This window comes from Vagococcus changpingensis (genome assembly GCF_058211775.1).
The window spans coordinates 77,444-98,830 of record NZ_JBYVZB010000003.1; the positions used below are offsets into that span (position 1 = coordinate 77,444).

Sequence of the window (21,387 nt, forward strand, 5' to 3'; positions counted from 1 at the left end):
CTTTAAATAACCCCTTTCTCATTATCACTTAATAATCATATCATATTTTAACGGAAGAGTTAGTCTTTCACTTCTTTTTTTTAAAAATTTTTTCCATTGAGCGTTATTCAATACCTCCTCTTCTTTAACATGAAATACATTTTGAGATATTTCTTCAATGACTGTTAGTTCTTTTAAAAAGTGGAGATATAGAGATAAACAATAATCTATGACTTGATATTTTTCTAAATTAGCGTAATCATCCAACATTTCGTCTGGTATCTCACTTATAATCCTTTCTTTTAATTCAACATAAGACCTCTTTTTTTGATGCTTTAATTCATTAAATATAATCAAACGAACTACTAGCTCTGTCTCTTTAAAGAAAGGATGATATAAACTCGGTAAATACACCACTTCTGGTAAATACAATAAATGATACGATTGTTGATATAAATACTCTTGTAACACTCTTAATGACTTATCTGATTGCAACAAACGCCTGGATAGTCTATCTTTTCTTCGACTCACCTCTTTTAATGGACTTAAAACACTATAACTAGCGATCACACACTGTTTCAATAACAACTCTTTTAAGCTATAATCCTGTAGCGAATAGCTTTTCCTTCGAACAATCATATCTTTACCATTATGGGCTAAATAATGTGTCATAACTAACATCTCTTTATCAATCAACAAACAAAAATCAACATATCCTCTGTCATTATCAAAATAAATAAAATGTTTTTTCAATTCTGTCAAACTGGTCAACTGTCCTAACTTCTGGCCTAAAATCCAGAAAACTTGGTAACCATTTTGTTTATAATGTGTTGTTCTTTCTTTTAACCGTTCAATACTTAATGAACTACATTGAAATTCAATTGCCAGAGTTTTATCAATCAATACATCTGCTCGTTGGTTAATTTCTGGTAAATAGGACTCAAGTTGGTACTCTGAACCAAATATCTCACAATTTTTAGCAATAAGTAGTTTTCCTGCTACATGCTCAAAAGACTCATTTTCAGTAGCTGTCTGACAAAAAGTTGTTTTTTTATGTGCAAAATGTGGGTACTTAATCTCACCTTTTTTTAAAATGACTTCACCATGACAACATGGACAATAATACGTTTCTCTTTTAGTAGCATGTTGACTCATAATCATCTCTTCTTTTTTATTGATTGCAACAAGCATATTTTCACCTCTTTTAAACTACATTCGCAAATAGCAGAAAAAAGCTTGAAATATAAAAAGGTTTGTTTGATACTTAGTAAAGAATCAAACTGGAGGGATAATGCGTTGGATACTCACTTATTAAAACAAAAAATAATTGAAGCAAGTAAAGAAATTGGCATTGATAAGATTGGGTTTACTACTGCTGAACCATTTGATCATTTAAAAGATAGTCTCATCGAACAAAAAGAAAACCATCATACAACAGGCTTTGAACATGGAAACATTGATGAGCGCCTTTTTCCAGAATTAATTTTTGATCAACCGCAATCTATTATTTCAATTGCCCTAGCATACCCAACACGAATGAATAACCGCTTAAAATCTGTGCGAGGTGAAAAACGTGGAAAATTTGCTCGAGCATCTTGGGGGATTGATTACCACGATATTTTAAAAGACAGACTGAATAAACTAATCGACTTTATCAAAGAAGAAGCATCTCAAAACTTAAACGTAACATTTAAACCAATGGTCGATACTGGTGAATTAATAGACGTTGTTGTGGCACAAAGAGCAGGACTTGGTTTTATTGGAAAAAACGGATTATTAATCACAGAAGAGTTTGGGTCCTATGTTTATTTAGGTGAAATTATTACAAATATTCCATTTGAACCAGACATGCCAATTGAAAATCAATGTGGCGATTGTACTAAGTGTATCGATCAATGTCCCACTTCTGCTTTACTAGGAGATGGTAGGATGAATGCTCAAAAATGTTTATCCTATCAAACACAAACAAAAGGATTCATGCCTGAAGAATACCGACCAAAAATTCGGTCAATTATTTATGGCTGTGATATTTGCCAAGAAGTCTGTCCTTTTAATAAAGGGAAAAACTTTCATTTTCATAAAGAAATGGAACCAGACCCTGAAATCGTGACGCCTTTACTAAAACCGATATTAACAATCTCCAATCGTGAATTTAAAGAACGCTTTGGTTACCTTGCCGGATCTTGGCGGGGGAAAAAACCAATCCAACGAAATGCCATTATTGCATTAGCAAATGTGAGAGATAAAACAAGTATTCCTAATCTATTAAGCTGTATAGAAAATGACCCTCGTCCTGTTATAAGAGGAACAGCTGCCTGGTCACTCAGTGTAATTGACCCAAACAATCGGGCTATCCTTGACTTTTTAATCGAATACTTTAACAAAGAAACTGACGATGAAGCAAAAGAAGAAATGAGAAAAGCAATCGACAGAATGAGAATTTTAAAAAAAAATAAGATAATAGATGATTTTTAGTAAGAATAGGCTAATAAAAAAGTAATAATTTAATAAACATATTAAAAGAACTGAGTAAATTTACTAACATTTTACTCAGTTCTTTTAATCTATTATCAGAATATTTGATACTATAACTATGGGGTATAACAATGTATTTTAATTTAAGGAGGATTTTTTATGACAAAAGCAACAAAAAAAGTAACCCTGTTCGGTTTAATCTTAATGATTTTTACCTCGGTATTCGGGTTTGGTAATGCTCCAGTCGCCTTTTATCGTATGGGATACGGTGCAATCATTTGGTATATTTTAGCTGCACTCTTTTTCTTTATACCATATGCACTTATGATGGCTGAATATGGGTCTACTTTCAAACATGAAAGTGGTGGGATGTACACTTGGATGGAAAAATCTGTTGGACCAAAATATGCGTTCATTGGGACATTTATGTGGTACACCTCTTATATCATTTGGATGGTTAATGTATCAACTAAGGTATTCATTACGCTATCAACCACTTACTCAGGTTCAGATCACACCAATTATTGGAGTTTATTTGGTCTTGATTCGACTCAAACAATTGGATTACTTGCTATTTTATTTATTATTATTGTCACCTTTTTCGCAGCAAGAGGATTAGATAAAATCACTAAAATCACATCTGTTGGTGGGATTGCTGTAACATTTTTAAATGTTGTATTAATCGTTGTCAGCTTAATTATTTTAGTTTTTAACAAAGGACAAGTCGCTCAACCAATCGAAGGCATGAAAAGTTTTATTGATTCACCTAATCCAGGATTTAATTCTCCACTGGCCATTATTTCATTTTTAGTATTTGCTATTTTTGCTTATGGAGGATTGGAAGCTGTCGGTGGTTTAGTTGATAAAACAGAAAACGCTGAAAAAAACTTTCCTAAAGGAGTTATTCTTTCAGCTATCATCATCTCTATTGGGTATGCATTAACCATTCTTCTATGGGGTGTGTCAACAAACTGGAATTCTGTTTTAAGCGGAGACAATGTGAACCTTGGTAATATCACTTATGTCTTAATGAATAATCTAGGATTTGAATTAGGACGAGCAATTAATTTATCAACAGATGCTGCTTTAGCCATTGGGCATGCATTTGCTAGATTTACAGGTTTATCCATGTTTCTAGCTTACTTAGGTGCTTTCTTTACTTTAATCTATTCGCCATTAAAAACGATTATCGAAGGGACACCAAAAGGACTTTGGCCAGAAAAAATGGTCAGAGAAAATGATAAAGGAATGCCTGCTTTTGCTATGTGGATTCAATGTGTGATTGTTGTTGTCATCTTAGCACTTGTATCATTTGGCGGAAAAGATGCTCAATCTTTCTATAATGTTTTAACCTTAATGGTTAATGTTTCTATGACAATTCCTTATCTATTTTTAACAGGAGCATTTCCGGCATTTAAACAAAAAACAGATATTGATCATTCTATTAATATCTTTAAAACAAAAACACAATATATGGTGAGCACAATAGTCGTCATGGCTGTTATTGGGTTTGCTAATATCTTTACCATTATTGAGCCTTTATTTAGAAAAGGTGGTCCTGTGTGGGGAGATACACTATGGCAAATTGCCGGACCCGTATTATTTTCATTAATTGCCCTACTTTTATTCAATCGCTACGAGAAACGTAAAAAAGACTAAATACCAAAACCAAAGTACGCTTATACGCACTTTGGTTTTTTTTTATGATTCAACTATGTTATATCAAATATACTAAAAATATAACACTTTATCTTTTGATATTGTTATTTATAAACAGCTATGTTAGGTTTTGTAAGGGGATACATAAATGTCGCCAAAAATCGAAAGGAGAAGTATATCAAATAAAGGTGATATACAACAGATTATGAAAAAAGTTAAATTAGCAACAATCACATTATTAGGGATTGTCGGGTTAGTTGGTTGTACAACTAAAACAAATGAAGACTCTTCTAAGAAAAAAGAGTCAGAACAAAAAGAATTAACCATTTTAGGAACATCTGATATTCACGGTCGGTATATGGCCTGGGATTATACAACAGATGTCGAAAATAAAATCGGTAGTTTTTCTCAAATTGGAACTATCGTAAAAGAAGTTAGAGATAACAATAAGAATACTCTACTTGTTGATGCCGGGGATTTAATTCAAGACAACTCAGCTGAAATTTTTAAAAACGATGATAATCACCCTGCAACAACTGTACTAAAAGCTCTTAAGTACGATGTTTGGACTATGGGAAATCATGAATTTGATTATGGTTTTGATGTTTTAGACAACATCACTGACCAATTTGATGGAGCTGTCCTAGCAGGTAATGTTAAATTAGATAATGATCAACCTTATTTTGATTCTTACAAAGTTATTGAAAAAGATGGGATTAAAGTTGGTTTTATTGGAATGACCACTCCAATGGTTGCGGAATTTAAAAAAGATACTACAATTTTTGATGGAAAAAAACTAACAGACCCAGTCAAAGAAACGATTAACGTTGTAAAAGAGTTGAAAAGTAAAGTCGATGTTTTAGTTGGTGTAGTACATATGGGATTAGATAATGAAAATGATGTACATAATACTGGTGTTGCGGATATGGCTGAAGCCATTCCTGAATTAGATGTGGTTTTTGCCGGACACATGCATAAATTAGTAGAAGAGGAATACATTAATAATGTCTTAATTGTAGAACCTGATAAGTATGGTCGATTTGTCTCACGCGTTGATTTAACATTAGACAAAACAAAAGATGGCTACAAAGTAAAAAATAAAAAAGGATCAGCGATTGAAGTTGCTAAATATAAGGAAGATAAGGAAATCAATGATTTATTAAAATCATCTCATGAAAAAGCGCGTAAAGTCGCGAATACTGTCGTTGGTCAATTAACTAGAATGGACTTAGTTCCTAAAAACGATATTAAAGGGATTTCAAATGCTCAAATAGAAGAAACACCTTTAGTTAACTTCTTTGGTGAAGTGATGCTTCATTATAGTAAAAATGCTGATGTTGTGGCTTTCCAAATCGATACCGATACACCGTCATTAGATATCGGTGACATTAAGAAAAAAGATATTGCCAGAAACTATCAATTTACCGATGGCGAAGTGACAGTCTTTGATATTACCGGAAAAGACTTAAAAGACTACATGGAATGGGGAGCTGATTACTACAATCAAAGCCAACCAGGAGATGTCACCATTAGTTATAATCCAAAAAGAAGAATCAATAAATACAACACAAACGATCGCTTTTACAATGTAAAATACGACATTGATTTATCCCAACCAGCTGGTAAACGCATTACTAATTTAAGACGACTTGATGACACCCCTATTGATTTAAATGATCCTTTGAAAATTGGAATGAATCAATATCGAATGAATTTCCTAACTTCAGAAGAAGGTCCTTTAGCTGGTAGAAAATTCAACCAAGTGTACTCAACCTTTTCTCCTGATGCTTTTGGTGAAGTTGAAGGTCGTATTCGTGAATTATCTGCTCGATATATTAAAGAAGAAAAAAATGGTGTCTATGAAGGTAAGTTACTGAATAATTGGAAAATTGTTGGTATTGATACTGACTCTAAAGCTCATCAAGACGTTGCTGAATTGATTAATGATGATATTATTGAGATTCCAAGTATGGAAGACGGAAAAGTAACCAATATAAAATCAATAAATGTGGATGAAGTTGCCAACGACGATGATATAACAAAACTAAGTAAAAAAGTTAACATTGATAAAACAAAATTAAAAAATGTTAAAACAACTGGAGATTTATATTCTCAAATAAACCAACTCCGAAAAAAATAGGCACTAAAAAGAGGCTGGCCCAAAAGTAATTTATTAAATAAAAATCACCAAACTAATAAAACAGAAATCCCATGAAATCAATATTTTAATAAACTGATTTCACGGGATTTTTTCTATTTTAAGACTTCTGGGTCAGCCTCTTTTTTAAAATGACTCTAACTCCACTGAAGCATGTTCCCAAGATTCTAATAGCGTTTCTTGTTTAGCATAGGTTTCTTGTAATTCTTTATCTAAATCTAAGAGTTGTTCATGATCCTCTAAAATCTCTGGTTGCTCCATCTCTTTTTGGATAGATTCTATTTTTTCTTCTGCTTCTTGCAACTCAGCTTCCAATGAATCAACTAATCGCACCAGTTTACGTTGTTCTTTTTGTCGCTCTTTTGATTCTTCGTAACTTAATTTATCTTTAGTTACTTGATTCACTACATTGTCTTGTGTTTCATTCAATAAAGCTTGTCTTTCTTCTTCTTCTGCTTTTTTCTCGAGGTAGTAATCATAATTCCCATGATAATAAGTACTACCATGTTCTGACAACTCTAAAACGCCTGTTGCGATTCGATTAATAAAGTAACGATCGTGAGAAACAAATAATAATGTTCCATCATACTCGATTAACGCATTCTCTAAAACTTCTTTACTGTCAATATCCAAATGGTTAGTCGGCTCATCAAGAATAAGGAAATTATCTTTTTGCATCGCTAATTTTGCTAATGCTACTCTCGCTTTTTCCCCCCCACTTAATAAGTTAATCGTTTTTTTAACGTCTTCTCCAGAAAATAAAAAACTACCTAAAAGTGTTCTAATATCTTTTTCTGGTGTCGTTGGATGCTCACGCCATAATTCTTCCAACACGCTTTGACTTCCACTAAGTTTTCCTTGTTCTTGGTCATAGTAACCAATATCTACTTTATGGCCAATATCAGCTGTTCCTTTAATAAATGGAATATCTCCAATAATACTCTTTAATAATGTTGATTTACCAACTCCATTTGGGCCAACTAAAGCAATGGATTCTTGTTTACGCAAAGCTAGATTAATAGGTTCACTCAAAATAAGATCATCATACCCCACTGCCACATCATCCAGCGTTAGCACTTCTCTACCTGACGTGCGATTGATTTTAAATAGAAAATGAGCTGATTTCTCATCACCTAAAGGCTTCTCTAATTTTTCCATTTTTTCTAATTGTTTACGACGACTTTGTGCTCGTTTTGTTGTTGATGCGCGTACAATGTTTCGTGCCACAAAGTCCTCTAGTTTTGCAATTTTATCCTGCTGTTTTTCGTATTCTTTTTCTTCTTGTTCTAATCTCTCAGCTTTCATTTCTAAAAACTTCGAATAATTACCTTTATAATGACTAATTTTTCTTCGACTAATATCATATACTTCATTCACAATCTTATCTAAGAAATAACGGTCATGGGATACCATCAAAATAGCCCCACGATAGCCGTGTAAATACCCTTCTAACCAATTTAATGTATCAATATCTAAATGGTTAGTCGGCTCATCTAAAATGAGTAGATTAGGTTTTTCCAATAACAAACGAGCCAATGCTAAACGAGTTTTTTGACCACCTGATAGATTTTGAATTGGGACATCAAAATAGCTTTCATCAAAACGAAATCCATGTAAAACAGATTTTATTTCAGACTCATAACCATAACCATTCATTTCATTAAACTCATGTTGTAATTTATCGTAATCTTTTAGTACTTGTTGGTATTTGTCATCATCATCATGAATGTTTGGGTCGGCGATGTCTTTTTCTAATTGTCGTAAGTTTTTTTCCATCTCTTGAACATAGTCAAAGACACTAAGCATCTCTTCCCAAATCGTTTTATCTGATTCTAAACCAGTATGTTGGTCTAAATAACCCATTGTTAAATCTCTTGTTTTCGTAACTAAACCTGTATCTGGCTCTTCAATGCCAGCTAATATTTTTAATAATGTCGATTTTCCTGCACCATTACGTCCAACAAGCGCAATTCGACTTTTATCTTGTATATCTAATTGTATATTTTCAAATAATACGTCATCTCCAAATAATCTAGAGACATTGTTAGCTTGTAATAAAATCATGACGTCCTCCATCTTTTAACTTATAAGAACAGTTTATCATAAAACATAAGATATGTTTGGTATATTTATCGTTCAGAATTACTCAAATATAAGCGTAAAAATTGCTTTTATCCCTTAGTAAAGGTATCCTATTAACGTGAACTTTATAACAATGAGGGTATATGAAAAGTGAGGGGAATTATTATGAAAGACACGACTATTCCAAAGGCAACTGCCAAAAGGTTACCTTTGTATTATCGATATTTAAAATTTTTATTTGATTCAGGAAAGAAAAAAGTCTCTTCAACTGAGTTAAGTGAGGCTGTGAAAGTTGACAGTGCTACTATTCGACGTGACTTTTCTTATTTTGGGGAACTAGGTAAACGTGGTTACGGGTATGACGTGGAAAGTTTAATGACTTTTTTTGCTAAAACGTTAAATGAAGATCGTTTAACAAATGTAGCTCTTGTCGGTGTTGGTAATTTAGGACACGCATTATTGAACTACCGTTTCCATCAAAGTGATAGTATTCGTATCAGTGCTGCATTTGATGTTAAACCTGATATTGTTGGTCGCATACTTGATGGCGTTCCTATCTATGATGCTAATGATATGGTCGAACAAATTCGTGCACAACATATTGATGTTGCCATTTTGACTGTCCCACCAGCACATGCACAAGAAAATGCTGACCGTCTAGTTGAAGCCGGAATCAAAGGCATTATGAATTTCACACCAATTCGTATCAACGTTCCAAAGGATGTGCAAATTCAAAATGTTGACCTAACAAATGAAATGCAAACATTAATCTACTTCTTATCTAACTACAAAGAAGACTAAATAAAAAGCTTATCGACCGCTGTCGCTAAGCTTTTTTAATTTAGCCAAAGCACTATCCCATTCATCACCATATGTACCAGAATAGATGTTAAAATACTTCCACTTTTTTTATAAATATATGAAAAAACCATACCCAAACCAAAGTAAATCATCAGATTCCCACTTGTGTGCATCAACATAAAAATCAGCGAACTTACTACAATCCCCACCCAAATCGGTAATTTTTGTCCAATCCAATTGACAAAACTAAACCGAAAAACCAATTCTTCCATGATAGGATTAAATAAAATAGAGACAAGCAAAAATAAATAAGTTGATTGACCGGATATATCTGTGTTGAGATTTAAACTTGGAGAAATCATATTAGTGATAAATAAAAATCCCCATTGGACCATAAAACTTAACAACAGACCTACAACTCCCCACCATGCTATTTTTTTTATAGAAGAAGTTGATTTTGTTAACGTATCTTTTTTTGTCGTTTTAAAATAAATAACTAAAATTAACCATACTATGACACTATAAAGCAACATAGTTTGATTGTTATTTAATGAAAAAAATAAATGACTGTTCAATAAAAATAAATATAGAAAACTTGTATAAATCATGTTTCGATTCAATGTCATCTGTGCTTACACCTATCTTTTCTATCGTTGATTTTGATATCTTTTCTTATTGTATCAAAATACTTGCAAAAAAAAACATTTATCTGTATTATAAAAGATGTAATTAGCACTCATTAAACAAGAGTGCTAAAAAATAAAATTATGGAGGGATACACATTGTTAAAACCATTAGGAGATCGTGTTGTTATTAAAGTAAAAGAAGCGGAAGAAAAAACTGCCAGTGGACTAGTTTTAACATCAGCTTCAAAAGAAAAATCTCAAACAGGTGAGGTCGTTGCTATTGGTGATGGTCGTACTTTAGAAAATGGGACAAAATTATCCGTATCTGTAAGCGTTGGACAAACTGTCCTATTCGAAAAATATGCCGGTCAAGAAGTCAGTGACTCTGGTGAAGATTACTTAGTACTACACGACAAAGATATAATCGCAATCGTAGAATAAAAATAAAATGATGAGGTGAATAATAAATGGCAAAAGATATTAAATTCTCTGAAGACGCTCGTAGCTCAATGGTACGTGGTGTTGATACATTAGCAAATATTGTAAAAGTAACATTAGGACCTAAAGGACGTAACGTTGTTTTAGATAAATCATTTGGTTCTCCATTAATTACAAACGATGGTGTCACTATCGCTAAAGAAGTCGAACTTGAAGATCGTTTTGAAAACATGGGGGCTCAATTGGTGGCTGAAGTAGCTTCTAAAACAAATGACATCGCAGGTGATGGAACAACGACTGCAACTGTTTTAACTCAAGCAATCGTTCGTGAAGGGCTTAAAAATGTCACTGCGGGTGCTAATCCAATTGGCATTCGTCGTGGGATTGAACTTGCTACTAAAAAAGCTGTTGAAGAATTACATGCTATTTCTAAAAAAATTGACTCTAAAGAATCAATCGCACAAGTAGCTGCTGTTTCTTCTGGTAGTGAAAAAATTGGTGAATTAATCTCTGAAGCAATGGAAAAAGTTGGTAACGATGGCGTTATCACAATCGAAGAATCTAAAGGGATTGAAACTGAATTAGACGTTGTTGAAGGAATGCAATTTGACCGTGGTTATTTATCTCAATACATGGTAACAGACAACGATAAAATGGAAGCTGTTTTAGAAAATCCATACATCTTAATTACAGATAAAAAAATCTCTAATATTCAGGATATTTTACCTTTATTAGAGCAAATTTTACAACAAGGTAAACCATTATTAATCATTGCTGATGATGTTGATGGTGAAGCTTTACCAACATTAGTCTTAAACAAAATCCGTGGTACATTCAATGTGGCTGCTGTTAAAGCTCCTGGCTTTGGTGACCGTCGTAAAGAAATGTTACAAGACATTGCTGCTTTAACTGGCGCAACTGTTATCACTGAAGACTTAGGATTAGATTTAAAAGACACAACAATTGATGCCCTAGGTTCTGCAAGTAAAGTGGTTATCGACAAAGATAACACAACAATTGTTGAAGGAAATGGTGACAAACAAGCAATTGAAAATCGTGTGTCATTAATCCGTTCTCAAATTGCTGAAACAACATCAGATTTTGACCGTGAAAAATTACAAGAACGCTTAGCTAAATTAGCTGGTGGTGTTGCTGTTATTAAAGTTGGTGCTGCAACTGAAACTGAATTAAAAGAATTAAAACTACGTATTGAAGATGCGTTAAACGCAACTCGTGCTGCTGTTGAAGAAGGGATTGTTGCTGGTGGTGGTACGGCATTTGTTAATGTATTACCAAAAGTGGCTGAACTTGATGTAACAGGTGACGAGAAAACTGGTGTGAACATTGTTGTCCGTGCTTTAGAAGAACCAGTTCGTCAAATCGCTGAAAACGCTGGTATGGAGGGCTCAGTTGTTGTTGATAAACTAAAACAAGCTGATGCAGGTGTTGGATACAATGCAAAAGAGGATACTTGGGTTAACATGATTGATGCTGGTATCGTGGATCCAACTAAAGTATCACGTTCAGCTTTACAAAATGCTGCAAGTGTTTCTGCTTTAATCTTAACGACTGAAGGGGTTATTGCTGACAAACCAGAACCAGAATCTGCCGGCATGCCTGGTGGAATGGACCCATCAATGATGGGTGGTATGATGTAAACTCTTTAAAGGAGACATATTGAAATAAAAGGAACCACTTGAGACTTTATGTTTCAAGTGGTTCCTTTTATTTCATCCAAAAATACTTTATTCATAACTCTTTTTAAACTTTTTTATATCTTTATATAACATAATATGATAAAACCCTCATATTATGTTAATCTTTCTACTTTTAATACATCATCTTGTAATTCAATTTCAATCAGTTCTTCATAAGGTGTTGGAGATTCCAAACAAAGAACCCCACTATCTTTTATATTTAAATTAAACAATCCTTCGTTTCCCACCATAGCTGATGACATCTTTGAACGCATAATTGCTTTATGTTTTAATCTTGAGTCACAGGCTAAGAATAAGCCATCATCAAGTACAATTGAATTATCCCAGTGTGTTACATCAAATAATAGAATATATTTATACACGTTGGTTCAAGCACTAGTAATCCTTTACCTGTATATTCAGACTTAATCGCAGATTATTTCGTTATAGCACCTCGAACATTGTTACTAAAAAAGTTGCCTACACCTTTTACACCAGTTGTTGCACTGACATCTCCAACTGTCCACTACATAACACTAGCTTGTAAAGTGATATCTGTTTATTCGGCGCCACAAATCACCGCTTTTTTGTCTAAATAATCTTTTATTATTAAGCGAATTTCTCCATCGACCTTCCTCTTACATAAACGCCAACTCTAACAATCTAATTTCTTGTTTCTCACTATCAACTTGTACACGAACCCCATATGGCAATACACATCGTGGCGTCGCATGGCCAAAATTAACATTGTAAACTATTGGCAACTCTTTATTATCAATCACTTTAACTAAAGATTGTTTGTATTCTTCATAAAATACTTCGTCTTGTGGTTTACCAAAAATAACACCATTCACCACATCAAATATACCTTTGTCTTTCAATACTCCCAACATTTTTTCAACTGTTTCTGGCGACTCTTTCACTTCTGACGTTTCAATAAATAAAATCTTTCCTTGCCAATTCGTTAAATCTGGAAAAATACCGTATCGTTCAACCACTTCTGGTTCATCACTATTTGTAAATGGTGTTAACATATCATACAAACTATCGATACAACCACCTAACAATTCTCCTTCAAATACCGACTTACCTTGTAGCAACTCATAGCCTTTTGTCTCAATATGGCTAATACGTTGTTGCCCTAATGCATTTTTAGAAAAATCCAGCCGTTCATCATACCAAACTTCACTAGGTTTTATTACTTCATATAGCGGACTTTCTGAAAAATAATAACTAAAATACTTTTCAGTATAAGGCAACATACTATCACTAATTTCGCCTAAATCAGGAATAAAAGCCATCCCATAATAAGTGGTTAAACCAAGACAATAAAACATCAAATGATTAATCGTAGAATCAGAAAATCCAGTGAATAATTTTGGCTTAGTTTTGACTAAATTTTTAAATTTTTCATTCTCCATTAGATATGGAAGTGTTCGATAAGTATCATCTCCTCCAACCGCACAAATAATCCCTTTGATAGAGTCATCTTCAAAAGCTTGAATCAAATCCTTGGCCCTTTTTTCTGGATGTCTATCAACAAAATCTATCCCTTTTAAAGCATGTGGCATAAACACAACGTCTAACCCATAATCTTCCAATCTCTTTTTCCCTAAAATAAGGTTATGTTCAACAAATTCTTCCCCCAATAATCCTTTTGATAAGCTGATAATCGCAACTTTATCTCCACGTTTTAATCGTCTTGGTTTAAACATATCTTTCCTCCTAACACTAGTCACTAATTCTACAAATTATACCATAAAAAAATAACTTTGATGTCTCCACCAAAGTTACTGTTTAATCATATTCAACAGACTCTTCTACTTGTTTTGAGTGCAAGAGTACCGTTACTTTACGAGAGATTACTGCTAACCCCTATCCGACCACATCCCCGATAAACGTCATCAAGAAACACATCCTGCTACTGTAAATAATTGCTCCAAATGCTAAGTATAGACTATAAACACACATAGTCATTGCAGTAATACCAAAAATCACTATGCCATATAGAAAACCTTCTTTTTTAGTCATTAGTAATCTTTTTTCCTCTTTTTTCAACTTAAAAATCAGCAAAAAAAGGGTAGGAATTATCCTTTCAGATAGTTCCTACCCTTAATGGAATCTTCACTGCATAAAAATACTGACATATTTTGTAAAAAAATATCAAATATGACTGTTATTATAAGGCCACTCTTATTAAAAATAGTTTAAATATATTAGAAAACCATCTCTTACTTTTTTAAAAACAAAAAAATCTGTTATGATAGAATAGTGAATTATGACTTAGTACGAAAGGAGAGCCATGTATGTCAAAAGATAAAAAAATTGTTGCCCCTTTTTTGAAGCCTATTGCTATTTTCAGTATTGCTTTGGGGATTAGTGCAACAACTGCTGTTGTAGATGGAAGTAACTATAAAACCAAAAAAACAGACACTTCTACAACACAAACTACAACACATACAACTCAAAATCAAACAGACACAACAAAAGAAAGTAACGATTCAGATACAACGAGCAATAGCCCTATTCAACAAACAGATAGCTCAACATCTGAAAATCAAAATAAAACGAGAAATAGTAAAGAAACCAAGCAAAATCAAACACAAGATGAACAATCTTCGGTTGAAAATACCACTCCTTCTTCTGATGTTCAGGAGTCAATGAACAATCAAAATGATATGGAAAAAACAGAAGAAACCGTAACACCAGATGTTCAAACAAAACAAGTTTCTCCTAAAACAAATGAAAATAAAACAGTCACTGGGGGAAATAATTAGATGGATGCAATACTAACCTTGATTTTAAGCAATATTACTAAATTTTTAAATTATTTAAATATTAATCCAAGACTACAAAATAAAATATTAACCGTTGTGAGTGTCTTTCCAACACTTTATATTTTACGAATTGTTAAAGGATATTTTCAAAATGGAAATTACTTAAGAATGAGTTTATATTTACTAATATTTATTGTATTAGCTTATTTTATAGTTTTAAACTTTATCTATTATTTTAAAAATCAAAAAGTTAAATGGGACGTCACTAACTTAATAGAAAATATCGTCCCCGAAGATGCAACGTTTGATGAGACTGTCCAAACCTCATCAACAACTCCTAAAATACAAGGTAAGTTGCTTACTTTAACATTAATAGATAATAGTGATCAAGTCATTGATACTGTTATTCATAATCTACTTGATAAAAATTACATTCAAGCAAAAAAATTAAATGACTATGCTTACGAGCTAGAAGATTATACATTGATTCCATTTTATAAAATATCAAAAGGGGAATTATTTATTGGTAGTAGCTATAAAGACTTAACCAAAGTTGCCACCATTAAAATTAATGATGAGGCTGATTCTTTAATCCCACTTGGTGTTTTTGTTAATGGTGGTTCTTATGAAAAAGATGGTATTATTTACAAAGAACCTTATACTTTGGAATTACGGGTTAAAGACAATGATGAACATATCATCCCTCAATCTAGTCAGAATAAGTCTTCTAAAGAGGTATCACATATGAGTCGACGCAAAAAAAGTCAGAAGAAATAATTCAATTCTTCTGACTTTTTTATTAATCCATGTCTACATTGTGGAAGATTTGTTGAACATCTTCTAATTCATCTAACGCATCAATCATCTTTTCAAATTGAGCTAAATCTTCTTCTGATAATTCTACTTCATTTTGAGCAAGCATTTGGATTTCAGCTACTGAAAATTCTGTAATTCCTTTTTCTTTTAATGCTTCTTGAATCGCGTGGAAATCACTTGATTCACCGTAAACGATGATTTGGTCTTCTTCTTCGAACACATCTTTGACTTCAATATCTTTTTCTAATAGATACTCAAAAATTTCATCCACGTCTTCGCCTTTAAAACCAAAAATCGCTGTATTGTCAAACATGTATGCTACAGCACCTGATACACCCATGTTCCCACCATTTTTACCAAATGCTGCTCGAACGTCTGCTGCTGTACGGTTGACATTATTTGTCAACGTATCAACAATCACCATCGAACCATTTGGCCCAAATCCTTCATAACGTAATTCAGAATAATTTTCATCTCCTGAACCTTTTGCTTTTTCTATAGCACGATCAATAATATGTTTTGGTACATTGTATGTTTTTGCGCGATCAATAACGAAACGAAGTTTTTGATTAGAGTGCGGATCTGGATCACCTGATTTTGCTGCTGCATAAATTTCAATTCCAAATTTGGCATAAACTTTACTGTTGTTTGCATCTTTAGCTGTTTTCTTAGCTACGATATTAGCCCATTTACGTCCCAATAGTCTCACTTCTCTTTCTTAATAAATTGTTTCAGTTGTAACGCAAAAACGTCCTGTTTTATTATACTTGCTTATTAGCATTTCGCAAAGTATTTTTTTCAATCTTAAACATAAAACACCGATTATCAACACGTTTTTTAACTTTTTTCCTCTAATACCTTTTATTTCCCAATAATATGAGCTATTCTTAGGTAGTAATAACTGTTCCATACAGATAGAAAGAGGTATATATTTTATGAAACATTTTAATACAATTGATTTTCCATCCATTCATATTCGATTACTTGATGGAAATAATGAAGCAGATTTGGTTATCTTTAAAGAATTTTTATTAAGAACCAAAGACTACTTTACTGATTATGTAACTGCTGTTCCAACGGATGAACAAGTAAAAGAATTCTTCACTTCGTTACCTCCCAAAGTATTACCTTCTCAAAAATACATGTATGGTATCTTTGATCGTGATAGATTAATGGGATTCATTGACTGGGTAGAAGATTATCCTCAAAAAGAAACTGGCATACTTGGTTACTTTATATTAGAAGAAGAATACAGAGGAACAAAACTCGCTCAAGAACTGTATAATGCCTTAGAAAAAACAGTATCTGATATAGGAACTAAAATCATGCATTTAACGTTTATAGAAGATGATAAACGTGCTTCTCGTTTCTGGGAAAAACAAGGTTATAAAGCTATCTCTACACATAATGGTGACTATGGCAAACAATTAGTCGTTGAAAAAATACTTGGATAATACAGAAGCGTAAAAATAAGATTAACTTATTTTTACGCTTTTTTACTTATGATATTTTATATTCACTAACAATTGTTTTGATTTCTTCAAATATTTCTTCCACTTCATCCATATCCTTAGCATTTGCTCCACTAGCCAATGGGTGACCACCACCATGATGTCGTTTTGCAACACCATTAATCACAGGACCTTTACTTCTCAAGCGAACTCTAAAAAATCCTTCAGGCTGCTCAACAAAAATTGCCCACGATAAAATCCCACGAATCTTTCCTGGTAAAGGAATAATAGCTGGTGTTTCCGAATCAACTACATCAAACTCTTTCAATGCATCCTGTGTTAATAACACCATCGCTGCACCATTTTCATCCGAAACCATATTTTCGTAGATGTATCCTGACAAACGCGAAATTTTTTCATCTACTTCGTCCATATATCGACTTAATCTTGCCGCATCGAAGTCGTATGTTAGTAATTGACTAGCTACCCATAATGTGTGAGACGTTGTTCCAGGGTATAAAAATCGTCCAGTATCTCCAATAATACCTGCATAAAGTAATCTCGCAGCATTATCTGTCATAACAAGATTTTCTTTGTTTTCTTCATAAAAGTCATAAATCAACTCACTTGTACTACTTGCTTGTGTGTTTACCCATGATAAATCACCATAAGGCTCATCATCCGGATGGTGATCTATTTTAATTAATTTTTTTCCTAAGTAATACTGCTCTCCACTTATTCGTGGAGCATTTGCTGTATCTGTCACAATAACTAAAGCATCTTGATACATCTCATCACTAACATCATCCATCGTGACAAGGTAGTCTAAATCATTCACAGGGCCACCTACTAAATAAATGGATTTCTTAGGAAAACTTGCTTTTAATATTTCTCCTAACCCACCTTGTGAGCCTAGTGCATCTGGGTCTGGACTTTGATGGCGATGAATCATAATCGTATCATATTGTTCTATTTCTTTTAAAATTTCTTGACTAATAGTCATATTTTTCCTCCTAAACTGGGTCCATTAACTGGCAAACTGCAATTGCTTTTGCAGAAACGATATTATCTTTATATACACTTACTTCAACTTTTCCTGAACGTCTACCAACTTCTATCACTTGGGTTCTGATTTCTATTTCACTGTCCATTTGGATTAATTTGAAATAATATAAGCTACTTTGCTCAATAACCGAATGAAAATTATAACGTGATAACATCGTTGAACGAACAACACTTGAAATAATTTGATTTAATACACCAAAAGAGAGCGTTCCTAAATTATTAATCATCTGTGGTGTGACAACAAATGTAAAAATAGCATCTCCTTTTTCAGGCATTTCTTTTTCCACAATCTGGTTAGTAATATGATCCGTCAATTTATGTGCAGCTTGCGGTTGCTTTTGTGCTAATTGAACAGTTCTCATCACATCTTGTCGTGATATAATTCCGACAAGCGTTAGATCATCTTCCACCACAGGAATAATCTCCAAACCATCCCAAATCATTTGATGTCCGATACTTGCTACACTCATATGTGATTTAGCATGTCGTGGATCTTTCGTCATAACTTTTTCAATAGATTGTGTCAGTGATTTATCAGACACGTCTTTTGCTGTTACCATCCCCACTAAGCGATTAGATTTATTTACTACAGGAAAACGTGTGTATCCAGTTTTCTCAACCAATTTAACATAATCTTCAACCGTATCTTTCGTTGTCATATAGAATGTTTCATTTTCAGGTGTTTGAATATCTTCTACCAACACGATATCCTTTTTAATCATCTGATCACTAATAGCACGGTTTATTAGCATTCCAACAGTAAAGGTATCATGAGATGTACGTAAAATAGGCATTTTAACTTCATCTGCTAAGTCTATAATATCTTGACTGATTTCAAATCCACCAGTTAACAGAACAGCCGCACCATTATTTAGTGCTAACCGCTGAACACCTTCTCTATCTCCAACAATCATTAAAGCTCCTGGCGTAATATAGCGTAACATGCTTTTTTCTGTCATCGCCCCAATAATAAATTTATCTAATGGTTTTTTTAATCCTTTTTTCCCCGCTAATACATCACCATCGATAATTTTAACAATTTCTTTGAAGGTTAGATTTTTTATGTTCTCTTTTGTTTTCGTTTCAATTCTTATCGTTCCAACTCGCTGTATAGTGGATACCAATCCCACATTTTCTGCCTCTTTAATGGCACGATAAGCCGTTCCCTCACTAACGCTTAACATTTTGGCAATGCCTCGAACAGAAATTTTATCTCCTACAGGCAAGGACTCAATATGTGCTAATATTTGATCATGTTTTGTCATGCTCATATGTGTCACCTTATTGCTTTCTTCTTGTTATAGTTAACTTAAAAAATCTGTATTAATACAAATCCTTTTGTAATGTTTATATTCTATCATAAAACACATTAAAAATACATTTGAATCCTATAACAGAAAACAAATAACTGATATAAAACAACACGTCAAAACGTAAATTCACGTTTTGACGTGTTGTACTTAATTTATTTTCTTTTCTGACTTGATTCCATAATAACTGGTAAAATAACTGGTCGACGTTTCGTTTGTTCATAGAGATAACGACTTAATTGGTCTCTTATTTCTTGTTTCAAAATTCCCCAATCAAAATCTTGTTTCTCTAAGTTTTCTAAAACTACGGTTTCAACTATGTCGCCACTTTCTTTCATCAAATTGTTGCTTGATTTCATATAGACAAACCCGCGTGACGTAATTCTAGCTGGTGAAATAATTTTTTTCTCACGGCGATTAATCGTAATCGCTGCAATAATAATCCCGTCTTCTGATAAGATTTTTCGATCGCGTAACACAATGTTTCCAATATCACCAACACCTAATCCATCAATCAAGACATTTTCAACTTCAATGGAACCTGTCATACGCAAACGACCGTTTTCAAACTCTAAAACGTCTCCTCGACCTAAAATAAAGATATTTTTAAATGGAATGCCTATTTCATTAGCTAACTCTGCATGTTTTGCCAACACTCGATACTCCCCTTGAATTGGGATAAAGAATGTTGGTTTCATCAAATTCAGCATTAATTTTAAATCATTTTGATTCGCATGACCTGACACTTTTACTGTATCAGAAATAGTTTGCACTGTTCCACCGGCACGATAAACCATGTCTTCTGTTTTGGCTACCATTGTTTCAACAGCAGTTGATGGTGTTGTTGTGATGTAGATTAAGTCTCCTTCAGCAATGCGAATAAAACGATGGCGACCACTAGCCATTTTTTGTAATGTGTTTAACGGCTCACCCATACGACCAGTTTCTAAAATAACTAGCTCATGAGGCTCTTTATTTTTCATTTGTTTTTCTGTAATAATTAATTCGTCATTTGGTAAGGTTAGTTTTCCTAAACGAATGGCTGTCCGAACAATTTGTTCAACGTCTTTGCCTGTTAACACAACAAAACGTTCACTTAAATAAGCTGCATCAAATACTTGTTGAATACGTTGTAAGTTACTAGCCACACTAGCAACAATGATTCTTCCTTCCCAATATCTAAAGGTATCAACAACTTCATCAGCCACTTCATTTTCAGAAGCTGACAACATATTACTTTCAGCATTTGTCGAATCACTTAATAAGGCTAAAACACCTTTTTTACCAATTTCTGCTAATCTTGCAAAGTCCGTTTGATACATTGGGCTAGCACTTTGATCAAATTTAAAATCACCTGTATACACAATTTGTCCTTCAGGAGTTGTCAAGACAATTCCCATTGAATCTGGAACAGTATGTGTTGTCCTAAAGAAACTCACTTCAGATTGAGCAAACTCTATAATAGTATTTTCATCTATTACATGAAAATCATTAAAATCTTTTGTATTTGGATAATTTTTCACATTAATTTTTGCTAATTCAATAGTTAATTCTGACCCAAATACTGGAACTGAAACTTCTTCTAATAAATAGGGCAATGCTCCAATAGCATCTGCATGTCCATGACTTAAGAAGATACCCGCAATATTATCTTTTTTTTCAATTAAGTATGAAAAATCAGGAATAACCATATCAATTCCTAATTGTTCATTTTCTGGATACTTTAATCCACAATCTAAAACAAAGATTTCTTCTTCAATTTCTGCTACATAAATACTTTTTCCATTCTCTCTGACTCCACCAAGAGGAACTATTTTTACTTGACTCACTAAATTTCCACCTCAATTATGCTATACCAATTCATTCATATAGCTACTTTCATTATTTTTCTTGTTCACGATCTATATTTATTGATAATGCCACAAAATAATTGCCTACATAATTCTTGTGCGAATTATTTTTATCAATAAATTTTACACGTCTTAAGTTGATACCATTTTATCATAAAAAACAAAAAATTTCTGTAAGATATACTTTCTTACCCATTTATTAT

The 21,387-nt window shown here is 33.1% G+C and carries 18 protein-coding genes; 9 read left to right on the top strand and 9 right to left on the bottom strand.

Going from position 1 to position 21,387, the window contains the following annotated elements:
• Positions 1-24: 24 nt before the first annotated feature.
• Positions 25-1,170 carry a competence protein CoiA gene (locus tag AC37UB_RS06865; RefSeq protein ID WP_490685504.1) on the bottom strand — a complete coding sequence of 382 codons (1,146 nt, stop codon included), beginning with the start codon at positions 1,168-1,170 and terminating at the stop codon, positions 25-27.
• 105 nt (positions 1,171-1,275) lie between these two features.
• Here AC37UB_RS06865 and queG point away from each other — a divergent pair, with 105 nt between their 5' ends.
• The 3 genes from queG (at position 1,276) to AC37UB_RS06880 (ending at position 6,253) form a co-directional block, all read left to right on the top strand.
• A complete protein-coding gene (gene queG, locus AC37UB_RS06870; RefSeq protein WP_241699427.1) occupies positions 1,276-2,454 on the top strand; it encodes a tRNA epoxyqueuosine(34) reductase QueG in 1,179 nt (392 codons plus the stop codon).
• Positions 2,455-2,613: 159 nt separating this feature from the next.
• Positions 2,614-4,113: a glutamate/gamma-aminobutyrate family transporter YjeM gene (yjeM, locus tag AC37UB_RS06875; protein ID WP_490685505.1), complete on the top strand. Its 1,500-nt coding sequence runs from the start codon at positions 2,614-2,616 to the stop codon at positions 4,111-4,113.
• 148 nt (positions 4,114-4,261) lie between these two features.
• Entirely contained in the window at positions 4,262-6,253 is a 1,992-nt protein-coding gene (locus AC37UB_RS06880) for a bifunctional metallophosphatase/5'-nucleotidase (protein WP_490685506.1), read from the top strand.
• 144 nt (positions 6,254-6,397) lie between these two features.
• On the opposite strand, the gene AC37UB_RS06885 is transcribed toward AC37UB_RS06880, so the two are convergent.
• The gene (locus tag AC37UB_RS06885) at positions 6,398-8,335 is read right to left on the bottom strand and encodes an ABC transporter ATP-binding protein (protein ID WP_490685507.1); all 1,938 of its coding nucleotides are present in this window, start codon (positions 8,333-8,335) and stop codon (positions 6,398-6,400) included.
• A 183-nt stretch (positions 8,336-8,518) separates the two neighbouring features.
• Between AC37UB_RS06885 and AC37UB_RS06890 the strand changes: the two genes are divergently transcribed.
• Positions 8,519-9,154, top strand: coding sequence for a redox-sensing transcriptional repressor Rex (locus tag AC37UB_RS06890; RefSeq protein ID WP_071457448.1), 636 nt, complete (start codon positions 8,519-8,521; stop codon positions 9,152-9,154).
• Positions 9,155-9,189: 35 nt separating this feature from the next.
• On the opposite strand, the gene AC37UB_RS06895 is transcribed toward AC37UB_RS06890, so the two are convergent.
• Positions 9,190-9,780, bottom strand: coding sequence for a CPBP family intramembrane glutamic endopeptidase (locus AC37UB_RS06895; RefSeq protein ID WP_117973254.1), 591 nt, complete (start codon positions 9,778-9,780; stop codon positions 9,190-9,192).
• A gap of 156 nt (positions 9,781-9,936) precedes the next feature.
• Between AC37UB_RS06895 and groES the strand changes: the two genes are divergently transcribed.
• Both groES and groL read left to right on the top strand, forming a co-directional pair.
• Positions 9,937-10,221 carry a co-chaperone GroES gene (groES, locus tag AC37UB_RS06900; RefSeq protein ID WP_490685508.1) on the top strand — a complete coding sequence of 95 codons (285 nt, stop codon included), beginning with the start codon at positions 9,937-9,939 and terminating at the stop codon, positions 10,219-10,221.
• 26 nt (positions 10,222-10,247) lie between these two features.
• A complete protein-coding gene (gene groL, locus AC37UB_RS06905) occupies positions 10,248-11,876 on the top strand; it encodes a chaperonin GroEL (RefSeq protein WP_241699430.1) in 1,629 nt (542 codons plus the stop codon).
• Positions 11,877-12,028: 152 nt separating this feature from the next.
• Here groL and AC37UB_RS06910 read toward each other — a convergent pair whose 3' ends face one another.
• Both AC37UB_RS06910 and AC37UB_RS06915 read right to left on the bottom strand, forming a co-directional pair.
• A complete protein-coding gene (locus tag AC37UB_RS06910; protein ID WP_490685509.1) occupies positions 12,029-12,298 on the bottom strand; it encodes an AIM24 family protein in 270 nt (89 codons plus the stop codon).
• A 255-nt stretch (positions 12,299-12,553) separates the two neighbouring features.
• Positions 12,554-13,630 (bottom strand): S66 family peptidase, encoded by a 1,077-nt coding sequence (locus AC37UB_RS06915; RefSeq protein ID WP_490685510.1) that lies wholly within the window; start codon positions 13,628-13,630, stop codon positions 12,554-12,556.
• Between the two features lie 591 nt (positions 13,631-14,221).
• On the opposite strand from AC37UB_RS06915, the gene AC37UB_RS06920 reads away from it, so the two are divergent.
• Both AC37UB_RS06920 and AC37UB_RS06925 read left to right on the top strand, forming a co-directional pair.
• A complete protein-coding gene (locus AC37UB_RS06920; protein ID WP_241699432.1) occupies positions 14,222-14,692 on the top strand; it encodes a hypothetical protein in 471 nt (156 codons plus the stop codon).
• Complete coding sequence (locus AC37UB_RS06925) at positions 14,693-15,469, top strand: DUF6681 family protein (RefSeq protein WP_117973259.1); 777 nt, start codon at positions 14,693-14,695, stop codon at positions 15,467-15,469.
• A 22-nt stretch (positions 15,470-15,491) separates the two neighbouring features.
• Here the strand turns inward: AC37UB_RS06925 and AC37UB_RS06930 are convergent, their stop codons facing one another.
• Positions 15,492-16,208, bottom strand: coding sequence for a YebC/PmpR family DNA-binding transcriptional regulator (locus AC37UB_RS06930; RefSeq protein ID WP_117973260.1), 717 nt, complete (start codon positions 16,206-16,208; stop codon positions 15,492-15,494).
• Between the two features lie 235 nt (positions 16,209-16,443).
• On the opposite strand from AC37UB_RS06930, the gene AC37UB_RS06935 reads away from it, so the two are divergent.
• Entirely contained in the window at positions 16,444-16,962 is a 519-nt protein-coding gene (locus tag AC37UB_RS06935) for a GNAT family N-acetyltransferase (protein ID WP_490685511.1), read from the top strand.
• Positions 16,963-17,008: 46 nt separating this feature from the next.
• On the opposite strand, the gene AC37UB_RS06940 is transcribed toward AC37UB_RS06935, so the two are convergent.
• The 3 genes from AC37UB_RS06940 to AC37UB_RS06950 form a co-directional block, all read right to left on the bottom strand.
• The gene (locus tag AC37UB_RS06940; protein ID WP_490685512.1) at positions 17,009-17,962 is read right to left on the bottom strand and encodes a DHH family phosphoesterase; all 954 of its coding nucleotides are present in this window, start codon (positions 17,960-17,962) and stop codon (positions 17,009-17,011) included.
• Positions 17,963-17,972: 10 nt separating this feature from the next.
• A complete protein-coding gene (locus AC37UB_RS06945) occupies positions 17,973-19,289 on the bottom strand; it encodes a DRTGG domain-containing protein (RefSeq protein ID WP_490685513.1) in 1,317 nt (438 codons plus the stop codon).
• Between the two features lie 200 nt (positions 19,290-19,489).
• Positions 19,490-21,163 (bottom strand): ribonuclease J, encoded by a 1,674-nt coding sequence (locus AC37UB_RS06950; protein WP_241699433.1) that lies wholly within the window; start codon positions 21,161-21,163, stop codon positions 19,490-19,492.
• Positions 21,164-21,387 lie beyond the last annotated feature (224 nt).

Excerpts from the sequence above, each read along its gene's own strand:
- AC37UB_RS06885 (WP_490685507.1), bottom strand. The coding sequence starts at position 8,335 with ATGATTTTATTACAAGCTAACAATGTCTCTAGATTATTTGGAGATGAC.
- AC37UB_RS06880 (WP_490685506.1), top strand. The coding sequence starts at position 4,262 with ATGTCGCCAAAAATCGAAAGGAGAAGTATATCAAATAAAGGTGATATA.
- AC37UB_RS06890 (WP_071457448.1), top strand. The coding sequence starts at position 8,519 with ATGAAAGACACGACTATTCCAAAGGCAACTGCCAAAAGGTTACCTTTG.
- AC37UB_RS06940 (WP_490685512.1), bottom strand. The coding sequence starts at position 17,962 with ATGACTATTAGTCAAGAAATTTTAAAAGAAATAGAACAATATGATACG.
- AC37UB_RS06895 (WP_117973254.1), bottom strand. The coding sequence starts at position 9,780 with ATGACATTGAATCGAAACATGATTTATACAAGTTTTCTATATTTATTT.
- AC37UB_RS06865 (WP_490685504.1), bottom strand. The coding sequence starts at position 1,170 with ATGCTTGTTGCAATCAATAAAAAAGAAGAGATGATTATGAGTCAACAT.
- groL (WP_241699430.1), top strand. The coding sequence starts at position 10,248 with ATGGCAAAAGATATTAAATTCTCTGAAGACGCTCGTAGCTCAATGGTA.
- AC37UB_RS06920 (WP_241699432.1), top strand. The coding sequence starts at position 14,222 with ATGTCAAAAGATAAAAAAATTGTTGCCCCTTTTTTGAAGCCTATTGCT.
- AC37UB_RS06945 (WP_490685513.1), bottom strand. The coding sequence starts at position 19,289 with ATGACAAAACATGATCAAATATTAGCACATATTGAGTCCTTGCCTGTA.
- yjeM (WP_490685505.1), top strand. The coding sequence starts at position 2,614 with ATGACAAAAGCAACAAAAAAAGTAACCCTGTTCGGTTTAATCTTAATG.
- AC37UB_RS06935 (WP_490685511.1), top strand. The coding sequence starts at position 16,444 with ATGAAACATTTTAATACAATTGATTTTCCATCCATTCATATTCGATTA.
- AC37UB_RS06925 (WP_117973259.1), top strand. The coding sequence starts at position 14,693 with ATGGATGCAATACTAACCTTGATTTTAAGCAATATTACTAAATTTTTA.
- AC37UB_RS06915 (WP_490685510.1), bottom strand. The coding sequence starts at position 13,630 with ATGTTTAAACCAAGACGATTAAAACGTGGAGATAAAGTTGCGATTATC.